The organism is Arthrobacter sp. B0427-1-12 (assembly GCF_059092905.1).
The window spans coordinates 1-13,426 of the sequence record NZ_JBNHIC010000010.1; the positions used below are offsets into that span (position 1 = coordinate 1).

12 protein-coding genes are annotated in these 13,426 nt (G+C 67.3%); 9 read left to right on the forward strand and 3 right to left on the reverse strand.

The genetic code is table 11. From position 1 onward, the window contains the following. Window positions 1-233: 233 nt before the first annotated feature. Together AC5RWU_RS08515 and AC5RWU_RS08520 are read left to right on the forward strand one after the other, a co-directional pair. Entirely contained in the window at window positions 234-1,571 is a 1,338-nt protein-coding gene (locus tag AC5RWU_RS08515; RefSeq protein WP_494030609.1) for an MFS transporter, read from the forward strand. A 181-nt stretch (window positions 1,572-1,752) separates the two neighbouring features. Then, on the forward strand, window positions 1,753-3,237 hold the full coding sequence (locus AC5RWU_RS08520; RefSeq protein WP_494030527.1) for an MFS transporter: 1,485 nt from the start codon (window positions 1,753-1,755) through the stop codon (window positions 3,235-3,237). 68 nt (window positions 3,238-3,305) lie between these two features. Here AC5RWU_RS08520 and AC5RWU_RS08525 read toward each other — a convergent pair whose 3' ends face one another. Then, the gene (locus tag AC5RWU_RS08525) at window positions 3,306-4,019 is read right to left on the reverse strand and encodes a phosphoribosyltransferase (protein WP_494030528.1); all 714 of its coding nucleotides are present in this window, start codon (window positions 4,017-4,019) and stop codon (window positions 3,306-3,308) included. A 182-nt stretch (window positions 4,020-4,201) separates the two neighbouring features. Between AC5RWU_RS08525 and AC5RWU_RS08530 the strand changes: the two genes are divergently transcribed. Continuing rightward, on the forward strand, window positions 4,202-4,633 hold the full coding sequence (locus tag AC5RWU_RS08530; RefSeq protein ID WP_494030529.1) for a MarR family transcriptional regulator: 432 nt from the start codon (window positions 4,202-4,204) through the stop codon (window positions 4,631-4,633). Between the two features lie 37 nt (window positions 4,634-4,670). Here the strand turns inward: AC5RWU_RS08530 and AC5RWU_RS08535 are convergent, their stop codons facing one another. Both AC5RWU_RS08535 and AC5RWU_RS08540 read right to left on the reverse strand, forming a co-directional pair. Further along, entirely contained in the window at window positions 4,671-5,678 is a 1,008-nt protein-coding gene (locus AC5RWU_RS08535) for a serine/threonine-protein kinase (RefSeq protein ID WP_494030530.1), read from the reverse strand. A 123-nt stretch (window positions 5,679-5,801) separates the two neighbouring features. After that, window positions 5,802-6,605, reverse strand: a complete 804-nt coding sequence (locus AC5RWU_RS08540; protein ID WP_494030531.1) for an alpha/beta fold hydrolase — start codon at window positions 6,603-6,605, stop codon at window positions 5,802-5,804. Window positions 6,606-6,817: 212 nt separating this feature from the next. Between AC5RWU_RS08540 and AC5RWU_RS08545 the strand changes: the two genes are divergently transcribed. The 6 genes from AC5RWU_RS08545 (at window position 6,818) to AC5RWU_RS08570 (ending at window position 13,345) form a co-directional block, all read left to right on the forward strand. Further along, window positions 6,818-7,300, forward strand: a complete 483-nt coding sequence (locus AC5RWU_RS08545; protein ID WP_494030532.1) for an Lrp/AsnC family transcriptional regulator — start codon at window positions 6,818-6,820, stop codon at window positions 7,298-7,300. 223 nt (window positions 7,301-7,523) lie between these two features. Continuing rightward, window positions 7,524-8,285, forward strand: a complete 762-nt coding sequence (locus AC5RWU_RS08550) for an NUDIX hydrolase (RefSeq protein WP_494030533.1) — start codon at window positions 7,524-7,526, stop codon at window positions 8,283-8,285. 38 nt (window positions 8,286-8,323) lie between these two features. Then, window positions 8,324-9,628: a quinolinate synthase NadA gene (nadA, locus tag AC5RWU_RS08555; RefSeq protein WP_494030534.1), complete on the forward strand. Its 1,305-nt coding sequence runs from the start codon at window positions 8,324-8,326 to the stop codon at window positions 9,626-9,628. Next, complete coding sequence (gene nadB / locus AC5RWU_RS08560; protein WP_494030535.1) at window positions 9,625-11,223, forward strand: L-aspartate oxidase; 1,599 nt, start codon at window positions 9,625-9,627, stop codon at window positions 11,221-11,223. The genes nadA and nadB overlap by 4 nt, the downstream gene beginning before the upstream one ends. Next, on the forward strand, window positions 11,220-12,182 hold the full coding sequence (gene nadC, locus AC5RWU_RS08565) for a carboxylating nicotinate-nucleotide diphosphorylase (RefSeq protein ID WP_494030536.1): 963 nt from the start codon (window positions 11,220-11,222) through the stop codon (window positions 12,180-12,182). Before nadB ends, nadC begins: the two co-directional genes overlap by 4 nt. Further along, window positions 12,179-13,345, forward strand: a complete 1,167-nt coding sequence (locus AC5RWU_RS08570) for a cysteine desulfurase family protein (protein ID WP_494030537.1) — start codon at window positions 12,179-12,181, stop codon at window positions 13,343-13,345. Before nadC ends, AC5RWU_RS08570 begins: the two co-directional genes overlap by 4 nt. Window positions 13,346-13,426 lie beyond the last annotated feature (81 nt).

Consider the following 13,426-nt stretch of genomic DNA (forward strand, 5'->3'; position numbering starts at 1 on the left):
CATCGGCCGCCAACACCGGTCCACCACGCCGCCAGGCGGAGGATTTCAAATGAGGCAACGTATACCGCTACGCGGAGGTTTTCTATGAGTCAACGCGGGGGGTGGTGTGGATCACAGCCGTCCTGTACTCTTTACTCTCAGCGTTACCGACCGTTCTGTCGGTAAATCGATCACTTAGCAACAATGGAGTTTCTGTGACGTCTTCAACCGCTACGGCTCCCGCGCGCCAGCGCATGAACCGCGAAGAGCGCAAGGTCCTGGCCGGCACCTTGATCGGCACCACCATCGAGTGGTATGACTTCTTCATCTACGCCCAGGCCGCAGGGATGGTCCTCGCCGCGCACTACTTCGCACCGCTGGGCCAGGAGAACGCCGCCCTGGCCCAGATTGTCTCTTGGGCCTCCATTGGTATCAGCTTCCTCTTCCGCCCGCTCGGAGCCATCGTCGCCGGACACCTCGGGGACCGGCTGGGCCGGAAGATGATGCTGGTCTTCACGCTCATCATGATGGGGGCGGCCACCGCCCTGATCGGATTGCTGCCCACCTATGCCCAGATCGGCGCCGCAGCGCCCATCCTGCTGATCGTGCTGCGCATCCTGCAGGGCTTCTCCGCCGGCGGCGAATGGGGCGGCGCGGCCCTGATGTCCGTGGAGCATGCGCCGGTGAACAAGCGCGGCTTCTTCGGCGCCTACCCGCAGATCGGCGTCCCCATCGGCATGATCCTGGCGACGTTTGTGATGTTCCTGATCACCTCCTCGATGAGCAACGAAGCCTTCCTGGCCTGGGGCTGGCGCATTCCGTTCATCAGTTCCGTGCTGCTGATCGTGGTCGGCTACTTTATCCGCCGCTCCGTCGATGAAAGCCCGGTCTTCAAGGAGATCCAGCAGCGCAAAAAGGAATCCGGCGCTCCGCTGGGCCAGTTGTTCAAGCACAACTGGAAGGAAGTAATCCTGACCGCGTTGATCTTCATTGCCAACAACGCGGCCGGCTACCTGGTCATCGCCTTTTTCGCCTCCTACGCCGCCGGCGCTCCGGACAAGGGCGGCCTGGGCATGGACCGTCCCTCGGTGCTGCTGGCCACGACGCTGGGATCCTTTGGCTGGCTGATCTTCACCATGTTCGGCGGTATCCTCTCGGACAAGCTTGGACGCATCCGAACCTTCCAGATCGGCTACGCCTGGGTGTTCCTGTGGTCCATTCCGATGTTCCTGCTCATCGACACGGCCAACATCGTCCTGTTCGCGGTCTCGATCTTCATCCTGACGTTCGGCCTCGGCCTGTCCTACGGTCCGCAGTCCGCCCTCTACGCGGAGATGTTCCCGGCCCGCGTGCGCTACTCCGGTGTTTCCATCGGCTACGCACTGGGCGCAATCCTGGGCGGTGCCTTCGCCCCCATGATCGCCCAGATGCTGCTGAACCGGACCGGGTGGTCCCCGTCGATCGGCATCTACATCATGGTCCTGTCCGTCATCTCCTTCGCGGCGGTCAGCATCGTCAAGGAGACAAAGGGCGTCAACCTCCGGGTGGAGGAAGCGCACGAGGAATTCGTCAAGACCCACCCGGGCGCCTGACGTTCGGCGCCTGACGTTCGGCGCCTGACGTTCGGCGCCTGACGTTCGGCTCCGGGGCAAGGCAGCTGCCTGACGGCACCAGTCCGACGGCGGGAAGGCACAGTGCCGACTCCCGCCGTCGTACTGGAAAGCCACGCTTTCCAGGGGCACCGGCGCCAGGGTGTGGGGTAACAATGGAGGGGTGAGCATACCTGCAAACCCCCAGCCGGAGCATGTGCCGGATCCGAGGCGCTGGCGCATCCTGATGGTGTTGCTGGTGACCTTGTTAATGTCCCTGGTCGGCGTGAGCATCGTCAATGTTGCCCTGCCGTCCATCCAGTCGGGCTTGGGTGCCAGCCAATCGGACATCCAGTGGGTGCTCTCCGGGTACGCGCTGACCTTCGGCATCGTGCTGGTCGCGGCTGGGCGGGCGGGGGATATTTTTGGACGCGGACCGCTGTTCCTTGCCGGGGTGGCGGTCTTCACGCTGGCCTCCATCGCCGCAGGCTTCGCCCCTGATCCGGTGAGCCTGAATATCGCCCGGTTCGTGCAGGGGATAGGGTCGGGCCTGCTGAATCCGCAGACGGTCGGGATGATCCAGGAGTACTTCCGCGGCGCCGAACGGGGGAGAGCCTTCGGCCTGTTCGGCAGTACCGTCGGGCTGTCCGTGGCCATCGGTCCGCTGCTTGGCGGTGTGCTGATCGAGTTCGCCGGCGTCCAGGACGGCTGGCGGTGGACCTTCATCGTCAATGTGCCGGTGGGCATCCTGGCGATCGTGCTCGCGCTGTTGTGGTTCCCCCGGCCGCTGCGCAACCATGCTGCGGATCCGGCTGGCCCGGCTATCCCGGCTGCGCCGGCTGATCCGCCGCGCCGCAACGGCGACCTGGATCCGGTGGGCGCCGTGCTGCTGGGCCTGGCCGTGATGGCGCTGCTGCTGCCATTCATGGAGGCCCGGTCCGAGCCTTGGCTCTGGCTGCTGCTGCCCGCCGGGCTGGCACTGGCAGCGGTGTGGATAGCCTGGGAGCACCGCTACAAGCGCCGTGGCCGCAGCCCCATGGTCGACCTCGCGATTTTCCGCATTCCAAGCTTCACCAACGGCACGATCCTCAGTACGGTTTACTTCACGGGCATGACCAGCATCTGGGTCCTGATCGCGTTGTATATGCAGACGGGGCTAGGGCACAGCGCCCTGGAGGCCGGACTGATCGGTCTGCCCGGCGCGGTCCTGTCGGTCTTTTCGTCACACTGGTCCGGCAGAGCGGTGATGCAGTACGGCCGGAAGGTCGTCATCGCAGGCATCCTGTGCGCCATGAGCGGTGTGGCCCTGTCCATCCTGGTCATCCAACTGCAGGCGGCGGGTGCGGTGAGCGTCTGGTGGCTGCTGGCCACGCTCTCCTTGGTCGGTATGGCCCAGGGCATGGTGATCAGCCCCAACCAGACGCTGACCCTGGCCGAGGTGCCGCTGGACTACGCCGGCAGTTCCGGGGGCATCGTGCAGACCGGCCAGCGACTGGGCACCTCAATGGGGATCGCCATGATCACGGCACTCGCGTTCGCGGTACTTTCCGGCTCGGACTGGAGCGCGGCAATCACCGCCGGCTTCGCCGTGATCGGCCTGGTCATGCTGCTGACGCTGGCGGTGGCGGTCAGGGACCAGCGCCTTCGTCAGGCCCACCGGAACCAGTAGGCCTGACGAACGTTGGCCAGTGGAGGCTGGCCCGGCCTCTCATCTCGGGCCGGTTCAGCTGTACCGAGTCAGCTGGACCCGGACAGCACGGCCTCGACTTCGGCATCGGAGACTTGGTCGAAATCTATGTAGGCCTGGCCCACGGCCCGGAAGTCCGGCGGAATCCAGGGACAGATGACCTCGTCTGCCAGCCTCTTCAGCGCCCCGCAGGCCTCCACCGACCCGACGGGGACTGCAACGACCACCCGGGCGGGGCCGGCAGTGCGGACGACCGTAACGGCGGCCCGCATCGTCGCCCCGGTGGCCAGTCCGTCGTCGACAAGAATGGCGGTCATCCCGGCCAGATCCAGCGGCGGGCGGCCGGACCGGTAGGCCGTGGCGCGCCGGGCCAGTTCGGCCAGCTCCCGCTCCTTGACCTTGTCCAGTGCCGTCGAGCCGCGGTAGCTGTATTCGGCCGCCGCGCGGATTTCGGGGTTGTAGACGGTTTCCACGCTGTCCGCGATGGCCGCGACAGCGCCGAAGGCGACCTCAGGCTGATCCGGAATCCCCAGTTTGCGTACGGCGACGATGTCGAGCGGAGCATCCAGCGCGGCGGCAATTGCCTGTGCCACCGGTACCCCTCCGCGGGGGAGGCCCAGTACGATGACGTCCTGTCTGCCTGCATACTCTGCCAGCTGCTCCGCCAGCCTCTGCCCGGCATCGTGGCGGTCGGAATAGATATCATGGGTTCTGCCTGACCCCTTGGCATAACCAGCCCCGGGCTCCAGGCGCCAGCGCGGCATGTCTGATCACCTTCAAGATGTGAAGCGGTAAATGAAGTGGTGAATCCAGTGTTGCCTGTATATTCAGCATACTGCCGACGATTCGGCGACGGCAGAGCTCGCCGGGTACTGGCCGCCGTTTAGGTCACGGCGGTACAGTAAACACTGCTTGATACAGATTAGCGGCAGCTAAGGAACCGGTCATGGATCAGGAACAGAGACCCATCGGTTACTGGGCCCGGCGCTTGGATGAAGCGCTGGAGCACTACCTCGACTTGGTGCTTGCCCATGAGCATCTGACCCGCAGGCAATGGCAGGTGCTGGCCGTGCTTGCCCAGGGACCGCTGCCGCCGGCCGCTGTCCATGAGGCGTTGCGGCCATTCTGGTCAACGGCCGGCGAGGGCACCCATGAAAGTGAACTGGCCGCACTGGTCCGCCGCGGTCATCTGACCTTCGCGGGGGGTCTGCTGGCGCTCACCGAAGAAGGCGCTGCCAAGCACACCACCGCCGAGGACATCATCCGGCACAGCCGGCAGGACCTGACCATGGGCATCGGTATCGACGAGTACGCCTCCGCGGTCAGCGTGCTGGAACGTATGGCCGCGAATGCCGAGAGGCTGGCTGCCCAGGCGTAGTGCGTCCCGGCCGAAGCTGCGCCTCGGCAGCTGCGCTTCAGCAGTGGCGGGGAGCATGGTCCGGCGGCGTGGGTATCCTGACCTTCCCGGTCGTCGTTTCACCGGTGCTGCCGTCGGTGATGCGGAGGACGGCTTCGCCGCTGTGCAGGTCACCGGTCAGGTCGCCGCTCAGGGCACTGGGTCCGGGCAGCGGAGGTTGGGCCGGAAGGCCGGTTGCCGCCGGAGCCTGGGACCAGGCACGCAAGGCCAGCGCCGCCTCGTGTGCCGAAGGGCGGTCTTCAGGCGTGCGCGCGGTCATCGCGCGGAGCAGCCGGACCCAGCCATCGCCGAGGTCTTCGGGGATATCCGGGTCCCGGAGCAGCCTGCCCAAAGCCGCCTCGACCGCCGGACCGGGGAAAGCCTTCTCTCCGGTGAGGCATTCCAGCAGGACCAGGCCGAGCGAGTAGACATCCGACGGCGGCCCGACCGGTTCCCCCAGGGCCTGTTCCGGGCTGAGGTAGCTGGCGGTCCCGAGGGTGGCGCCGTGGGCCGTAACTGAAGTTGTGTTCATTACCTTGGCAATGCCGAAGTCCGTCAGCAGCGGATGCACGCGGGTGTCGTCACCCGCCCTGCTGGCCATAAGGATATTGGCCGGCTTGACGTCCCGGTGGATTACTCCGTGATTGTGGATGTAATGCTGGGCGTCCGCGAGGTCGGCGCCGATTTCGGCAACATACACCGGATCGATGGGGCCGGACACGAGCACCTTGCGGAGGTCCGATCCCTTGACCAGTTCCATGACCAGATAAGTGCTGGCGGCGCCGGATTCCTGCCGGTGGATTCCCACGTCATGCAGGGTCACCAGGCAGGGATGGGTCAGCCTGGCCAGGAGCAGGATTTCGGTCTGCTGGCGGCGGTAATCGTCATCGCCGGCATTGGCGGGCGCGAACACTTTGACCGCGACGTCCCGACCAAGTGTCTCGTCCACAGCCCGGTAGACCGAGGCCGCCGGTCCCGCGCCCAGCAACTCGATGGTGCGGTACCTGCCTCCGAGGAGCTCGTCCATCCCACGATCCTCCGGTAGTTAATAAGGTGGCTGTCCAATGAAGCATAAGCCTACCTTGCAGGTGCGCTTTGGCGCCGCGGGACGCGTTGATTCTGCTTGATTGACCCCGACTGATGCGTCACATCACTCCACGGCGAGGAATTCGATGGCTGCCTTTTTGAAGGCCCTGGCGGTGACGGCATTGATGTGGTTGCGTCCGGGAATCCACACGATCTCGGACTGCGTGCTCAGTGCCGCCAGATCCGCCATTGAGCGCGCAACTTCATCAGCGTCTCCGGCGATGAAGAGCATGGGCATGTGGGGGACAGCCTCCGCAGGCAGGAACGGCTCGGCCTTCACGGCCTGGACAAGGCTCATCAAGGCGAAGGTGTCATTGCCTGGCACCAACAGGGCGGTCCGCAGCAGGTCGGCAGTGACCGGATCCGCAATCGGCGAACCGTCCGCGAGATGCTGCTGTGCAGCTTCCAGGTCGAAGGCCGCCAGGCGGTCGACCGCGGAGGCCCCGCCCAGGACCATGCGATGCACCAGTTCGGGCTGGGTGGCCCCGAACTCCCAGGCGAGCCTGGCCCCCAGCGAGTAGCCGATAACATCCAGACCGCTCGATGGATCTCCTTCTTTCAGGGGACGCGCGCCGGCGTCGGCGACAAGCTGCAGGATGTCCGCGCGGATCCGGCTGGGCGTATAGGAGTCCAGGTCCGCCAGGGTGGCGCTGCGGCCGTGGCCGGGCAGATCCACGGTGATGACGCGGCGACCTGCGGCCGTCAGGGCCGAAATCCAGCCCGAGTCCTGCCAATTGAGCCGGGTTGAGGAGGCAAAGCCGTGGATCAGGAGGATCGGACGGGTCGTGCGGGGGCCGGGGGCGGCGGCCGCCGCCGGCTCGTGGAGTTCGACGTAAAGCTGGGGATCGGTGCCTTCGACAGTATGCATGAAAGTATTCTCTACCCAATCTCCGGAATGCCCCTGTGGTGCACCCGGTCACAGGATGAAAAGTAGGCAATTGCCTTGGATAAAGCTGGACAGTCTGCGCAGATTGCCGACTATTATTGGGTGATACTTGGACACATTGACCAGCGCGCGCAGTTCCGCTGTGGTTCAATGGCCGCCCTGGTTCACTATCCGCCCGCGGAGGGATGCGAGTCATGCCGATCGACCAGCTGGACGCACAGATCGTCGACCTGTTCGCGGGCGAGCCCAGGATGTCCGTCCTGGAGGCGTCCCGCGTGCTCAAGGTTGCCCGGGCCACGGTGCAGGCGCGGCTGGACAAGATGCAGCGCGAAGGTGTGATCAGCGGCTGGGGGCCGCGGATCGATCCTGCCCTTTTCGGCTATTCGGTGATGGCTTTCTGCTCGCTGGCCATCAACCAGGATGCCGGCCATGATGCAGTGGCCCAGAAGCTGGCGGGGATTCCGGAGGTTATCGAGGTCCACACGGTGTCGGGTGAAAGCGATCTGCTGGCCAAGGTGGTGGCCCGCTCCAACTCGGATCTGCAGCGGGTCATTGATGCCGTTATTTCGACCAATACAGTACTGCGGACATCGTCGGTGATCATCCTCAACACATACTTCGAGGGCCGGACGCTGCCGCTGCTTCATGCGGCGGCGAAGGTCCGGACCGGGGGCTGACCGCCCCGGCGGCCGGAGAGATCACCCGCCGGCGCCCCCGGCGGCAGCCGCCCGCGCGAACCTCTGCCCGCGTGAACCGGGTACAGCAGGAATTTGGCTATCGCACGCCGGACGTTTACAATCACTTAAAGTCACTTCGACCTTTACTCAAACCGACACGAACTGACCACCACGGAAGCGGCCGCAGCGCGGCCGCAGCCTGGACCTCAAGGAGCCGGCCGCCATGTACAACAGCGCAGCCAATGTTTCCGAGCGCCGCGCGCAGCCGCCGGCGCTGGCGATCTCCACAGTCATCTTTGCGCTGCGCCCCAGCGCGGTGTCCGGCCGGCCTACGCTGTGGCTGCCGTTGGTCCGGCGCATCCGCGAGCCCTACCGGGGAATGTGGGCACTGCCGGGAGGTCCGCTGAGCTACGCGGAGTCCCTCCAGGACGCGGCCGCCCGCAATCTGCGCGAGACCACGGGGCTGGCACCCAAGTACCTCGAGCAGCTGTACGCCTTCGGTGGCCTGGACCGGTCGCCCACCCAGCGGGTGGTTTCGATCGTGTACTGGGCGCTGGTCCAGCCGGACGAAGCCGCCCTCGCAGAGGAATCGGAGAATGTCCGCTGGTTTCGCGCCGATCAGGTCGAGCGGCTGGCCTTCGACCACAACCAGATCGTCGACTACGCGCTGTGGCGGCTGCGGAACAAGATGGAATACAGCTCCATCGCCTACTACTTCCTCGGCGAAACCTTCACCCTTGCGCAGGTGCGCGAGGTGTACGAGGCGGTCCTGGACAAGCAGTTGGACCCGGCGAACTTCCGCCGCCAGCTCAACGCCACGCCGGACATCGAAGCCACGGATGAATACCTCCAGGGCGGCCGGCACCGGCCGCCCCGGCTGTACCGCTACACCGGGAGCGCGGCGCAGCGGTCCGGCCCGGGCCCGGAACCGGTATCCGCAGCGGCGCAGGGGCCACCGCCCCAGACGGCGCCGGTCCCCAACTGAACACTTCATCCCGCCCACAACCCACGGAGCACCGCACCATGGCATCAGTCAACACCACCATCCAGCTCATCACCCGTGAAGAGGCAGCCGCCCGCCCGGCCGCCGCCGGCACCTGCACCCCGGACCTGGCCAAGGCCCCCTGGCTGTTCGACGGCGCAGCGGTTCCCAGCTACGGGCCGGGCTCCTCGATGGCCGATACCGCCCCGGCCGCCACCCCGCGGCAGGGACAGCTTCCGGAGGAATACCGCCTGGCCAGCGACGAGGAACTGGACGCCCGGATCCGGGCTGCCAAGAAGACGCTGGGGGAGCGCGTGGTGATCCTGGGGCACTTCTACCAGCGCGACGAGGTCATCCAGTATGCGGACTTCGTCGGCGACTCCTTCCAGCTGGCCCGTGCGGCCAAGGAAAAGCCAGAGGCCGAAGCCATCGTCTTCTGCGGCGTGCATTTCATGGCCGAAACCGCGGATCTGCTGTCCCGGCCCGAACAGGCCGTCATCCTGCCCAACCTCGCCGCCGGCTGCTCCATGGCGGACATGGCGGATATTGACTCCGTCACAGAATGCTGGGAACAGCTGGAAGAGCTGTTCGGTACCGAACCGGATGCCGACGGAAAGATTCCGGTCATGCCGGTAACGTACATGAACTCCTCTGCAGCGCTGAAGGGTTTCTGCGGCGAGAATGGCGGCATCGTGTGCACCTCCTCCAATGCCGCTACCGTCCTCGAGTGGGCCTTTGAACGGGCCCAGCGGGTCCTGTTCTTTCCCGACCAGCACCTGGGCCGCAACACGGCCAAGGCCATGGGCGTGCCGCTGGAGCAGATGCCGATGTGGAACCCGCGCAAGCCGCTGGGTGGCAGTGATGAGCAGACCCTGCAGGATTCCAAGGTGATCCTGTGGCACGGTTTCTGCTCCGTGCACAAGCGCTTCACCGTCGGCCAGATCGAGCAGGCCCGCGCCGAGTATCCGGGCGTGCGCGTGATCGTCCACCCCGAATGCCCGATGCCCGTGGTGGATGCGGCGGATGAGTCAGGGTCCACCGACTACATCCGCAAGGCCATCGCCGCGGCAACCGAGCCGACGGTCTTCGCCGTCGGCACCGAAATCAACCTGGTGAACCGGCTGGCGGCGGAGTACCCGCAGCACACCATTTTCTGCCTGGATCCGGTGATCTGCCCCTGCTCCACGATGTACCGGATCCACCCCGGCTACCTGGCGTGGGTGCTGGAAGGCCTGGCCGGACACAACGGCAGCGGGGGCGAGGTGCTGAACCGGATCACGGTCCCCGGCACCGTTGCCGCACCGGCCCGGGTCGCGCTGGAGCGTATGCTGGCGGCCAAGCCGTGACGGCAGCGGCTCCCGTCCGCCGGATCCTGGTCGCCGGCAGCGGCATTGCCGGACTGTACACTGCGCTGCTGGCCAGGGCGGCATGTCCGACGGCGTCCATCACCCTGGTCACGAAGGGCGCCGTGGAGGAGAGCAACACCTGGTACGCGCAGGGCGGGATCTCGGCTGTTCTGCCCGCGAATCCCGCGGGGGACACCGTGGCCTCCCATGTGGCGGACACGCTCGCCGCAGGCGCCGGCTTCAACGATCCGGCCGCGGTGGAACTGCTGTGCCGGGACGCGGCGGGCCACATCGAACGGCTGGTCCAGGCAGGGGCGGTCTTCGACCGCGCCGCCGGCGGCGGGTTCGCCTTCGGCCGGGAGGCGGCGCATGCGGTGAACCGGATCCTGCACGTGGACGGGGATTCCACTGGAGCCGGCGTCGCCGCTGCACTGGTCCGCGCGGTCCGGGCGTCCGGCGTCGACATCCTGGACCATACCTTCCTCGCAGGGCTGCTGACCGACGGCGGCGCGGTCTGCGGCGCGCAGATCCTTGCCGCCGGCGGGCCGCACGCAGGTGACGTGCGTGCGGTGGAGGCGGACGCCGTCGTTCTTGCCACCGGCGGGGCGGGGCAGCTGTTCGAGCACAACACCAATCCGGAGGTCGCGACCGCGGACGGCTTTGCCGCCGCCTGGCGCGCGGGGGCGGTGGTCAAGGACATCGAGTTCTACCAGTTCCATCCCACCGCCCTGGACGTACCGGGCAATTTCATGATCTCGGAGGCGGTCCGCGGCGAGGGCGCGGTGCTGCGGGATGCGGACGGCCACCGCTTCATGCCCGGCTACCACCCGGACGCAGAGCTGGCACCGCGGGACGTGGTCTCGCGCAGCATCGCCCAGCACCTGAAGCAGAACAACGACGGCGACCGGCACGTCTATCTCGACGCCACCGGTGTGGCGGCGGCCCGCGGCACAGGCTTCCTGGCCAGGCGGTTCCCCATGCTGACCCGGCGCACCCGGGAGCTCGGGTTCGACTGGGAAACGGACCTGCTCCCGGTGGTGCCGGCGGCACACTACTGGATGGGTGGTGTGCAGACCGATCTGTGGGGCCGCACGTCCCTGCGCGGACTGTACGCCGTCGGCGAGGTTGCCTGCACCGGGGTGCACGGAGCCAACCGGCTGGCCTCCAATTCACTGCTTGAAGGACTCGTCTTCGCCGGCCGCGCGGTGGCTGCGCTGGCCGGCGGCACTCCGGAAAAGTGGCCGTCGTTCACCGCACAGCCGCTGAGCCTTCCGGAGCCGGCCGGCGCGGACCGCGGGGAAGCCGCTGAACCGGTGGTGCGTCCCCAGCTGCAGCGGCTGATGGCGGACAATGCAGCGGTTGTCCGAGAGGACGCCGGCCTGGCCGTCGCCGCCAAGCAGCTGGCAACATGGCAGGCAGCCGGCGGCTTGGGAATAGCGGAGCGCGAAACCGGAAACCTGCTGCTGACCGCGCAGTTGCTGGTACACGCCGCCCGCCAGCGCATCGAGTCCTTCGGCGCGCACTACCGATCCGATTACCCACAGCGTGCCGGGGCCGCACACCGCGCGTACGTTCGAAGCCAGGAGACCCGATGACCCTTTCCGCGCCCCTAGCCGGCGAACGGACCCGGCAGCAGACCGCCGAGGCCCCCTCCCAGCCGGACCCCGGCACCCTGGAGCAGTCCGCCGTCGACCGGATCGTTGCCGCCGCGCTCGCCGAAGACGCCCCGTGGGGCGACATCACGTCGCAGACGCTGATCCCGTCCGAGACCCGCGCGACTGCCCGGCTGGTGGCCCGCGAGCCCGGGATCTTCAGCGGCACGCAGGTGTTCGAGGCGGCCATGCGGCTGGCAGACGCTCGCATCGCCACCGGGTTCCTGGTGCACGACGGCCAGCGGTTCGACGTCGGTGCAGTTCTTGCGGAGGTGACCGGCCCGGCGCGGGCGGTGCTGACCGCCGAGCGGGTGGCGCTCAACCTCACGCAGCGGATGAGCGGCATCGCCACGCAGACAGCAGGCTTCGTGGCTGCGGTTGCCGGAACCAAGGCGCGGGTGGTGGACACCCGCAAGACGACGCCGGGACTGCGCGTGCTGGAGCGCTTCGCCGTCCGGTGCGGCGGAGGTTTCAACCACCGCTTCAGCCTTTCCGACGCCGTGATGGCCAAGGACAACCACCTCGCCCTGCTGACCGCCAACGGCACGAGGGACCTGACCGAGGCGCTGCGCGAGGCCAAGGCCCGCCTGCCGCACACCGTCCACTTCGAGGTGGAGGTGGACCGGCTGGATCAGATCGAGCCGGTCCTTGCCGCCGGCGTGGACACCATCATGCTGGACAATTTCACGCTGGCGGAGCTGACCGAGGGCGTGGCACTGGTCGGCGGAAGGGCCATCGTGGAGGCCAGCGGCAATGTGCGCCTGGACACCGTCGGGGACATCGCCCGCACCGGAGTCGACGTTATTTCCTCCGGGGCCCTGACCCACAGCGTCCACGCGCTGGATCTGGGACTGGATATCGCCGTCGAGCCCGGACCGGAGCCGCAGGACCGGCAGGGATGATCTACCTGGACGCAGCCGCCACCACCCCCGTGCGCCAGGAGGTGCTGGAAGTGATGTGGCCGCTGCTGACCTCCGAATTCGGCAACCCTTCGAGCCACCACACGGTGGGGGAGGCCGCGGCGCGGGCGCTGGACTACGCGCACCGCACCGTTGCCGAGGTCCTGGGCTGCCGACCGGGCGAAGTCATCTTCACCTCCGGCGGCACCGAGGCGGACAACCTGGCCATCAAGGGCATGGCGCTGGCGAGGCCGCGGGGCCGGCACATCGTCTCCAGTGCCGTCGAGCATCCGGCTGTGCTGGAAGCGCTGGACTACCTGGAACGGTTCCATGGCTTCCGGATCAGCCTGGTCCCGGTGGACGGAGCCGGCGTCGTCGACCTCGCCGCGCTGGAAGCCGCACTGACCGCGGAAACGACGCTGTGCACCGTGATGTACGCCAACAATGAAGTGGGGACGGTCCAGCCCATCACGCGGATCGCCGGCCTCTGCGCGGCGGCCGGGGTGCCGTTCCACACCGACGCCGTGCAGGCCGCGGGCTGGCTGCCGCTGAAAGTCAAGGACCTGGGGGTCGATGCGCTGAGCATCTCCGGACACAAGATCGGTGCTCCCAAGGGAATCGGCGTGCTCTATGTCCGCGGCCGCATTCCGCTCGAACCGCTGGTCCACGGCGGCGGCCAGGAGCGCGGCAAGCGCTCCGGTACCGAGAATGTGGCCGGTGCGGTGGGACTGGCCACGGCACTGCGGCTGGCCGATGCCGAGCGGCAGGACGCGGCGGAGCAGACCACGCGGCTGCGGAACTTCCTGATCGGCCAGGTGCTCGACGGCGTTCCGGAGGCGGTGCTGACCGGTCACCGCACCGAGCGGCTGCCGGGGCACGCCTCCTTCTGCTTCCCGGGCACCAGCGGTGAATCCGTACTGCTGGAACTGGAACGGGCCGGCGTCGTCTGTTCCAGCGGCTCCGCCTGCGCAGCCGGCTCCGATGAGCCCTCGGCGGTGCTGGTGGCGATGGGTATCGAGCCGGCGGTGGCGCAGACCGCGGTGCGGCTGTCCTTCACCGGTGCGGCCACGGAGGCCGGGATCTCGATGGCGGCACGGGCCGTGGTGCGGTCGGTGCAGGCGGTCCGGGGACTGGGAACGGGCAGCCGGGCGGCCGAAAACCGGTAAGCCCCAGGCCCTCCGAAATGTCCGCTCCGCCGCGTAGACTGCCAGCAGGACCAGCGACGGTACAGGTGCACAGCATGGAGG

What these genes read in the sequence shown, in the direction of transcription:
- AC5RWU_RS08515 (WP_494030609.1), top strand. Translation starts at nt 234, where the DNA reads ATGAACCGCGAAGAGCGCAAGGTCCTGGCCGGCACCTTGATCGGCACC.
- AC5RWU_RS08525 (WP_494030528.1), bottom strand. Translation starts at nt 4,019, where the DNA reads ATGCCGCGCTGGCGCCTGGAGCCCGGGGCTGGTTATGCCAAGGGGTCA.
- AC5RWU_RS08530 (WP_494030529.1), top strand. Translation starts at nt 4,202, where the DNA reads ATGGATCAGGAACAGAGACCCATCGGTTACTGGGCCCGGCGCTTGGAT.
- AC5RWU_RS08535 (WP_494030530.1), bottom strand. Translation starts at nt 5,678, where the DNA reads ATGGACGAGCTCCTCGGAGGCAGGTACCGCACCATCGAGTTGCTGGGC.
- AC5RWU_RS08540 (WP_494030531.1), bottom strand. Translation starts at nt 6,605, where the DNA reads ATGCATACTGTCGAAGGCACCGATCCCCAGCTTTACGTCGAACTCCAC.
- AC5RWU_RS08545 (WP_494030532.1), top strand. Translation starts at nt 6,818, where the DNA reads ATGCCGATCGACCAGCTGGACGCACAGATCGTCGACCTGTTCGCGGGC.
- AC5RWU_RS08550 (WP_494030533.1), top strand. Translation starts at nt 7,524, where the DNA reads ATGTACAACAGCGCAGCCAATGTTTCCGAGCGCCGCGCGCAGCCGCCG.
- nadA (WP_494030534.1), top strand. Translation starts at nt 8,324, where the DNA reads ATGGCATCAGTCAACACCACCATCCAGCTCATCACCCGTGAAGAGGCA.
- nadC (WP_494030536.1), top strand. Translation starts at nt 11,220, where the DNA reads ATGACCCTTTCCGCGCCCCTAGCCGGCGAACGGACCCGGCAGCAGACC.
- AC5RWU_RS08570 (WP_494030537.1), top strand. Translation starts at nt 12,179, where the DNA reads ATGATCTACCTGGACGCAGCCGCCACCACCCCCGTGCGCCAGGAGGTG.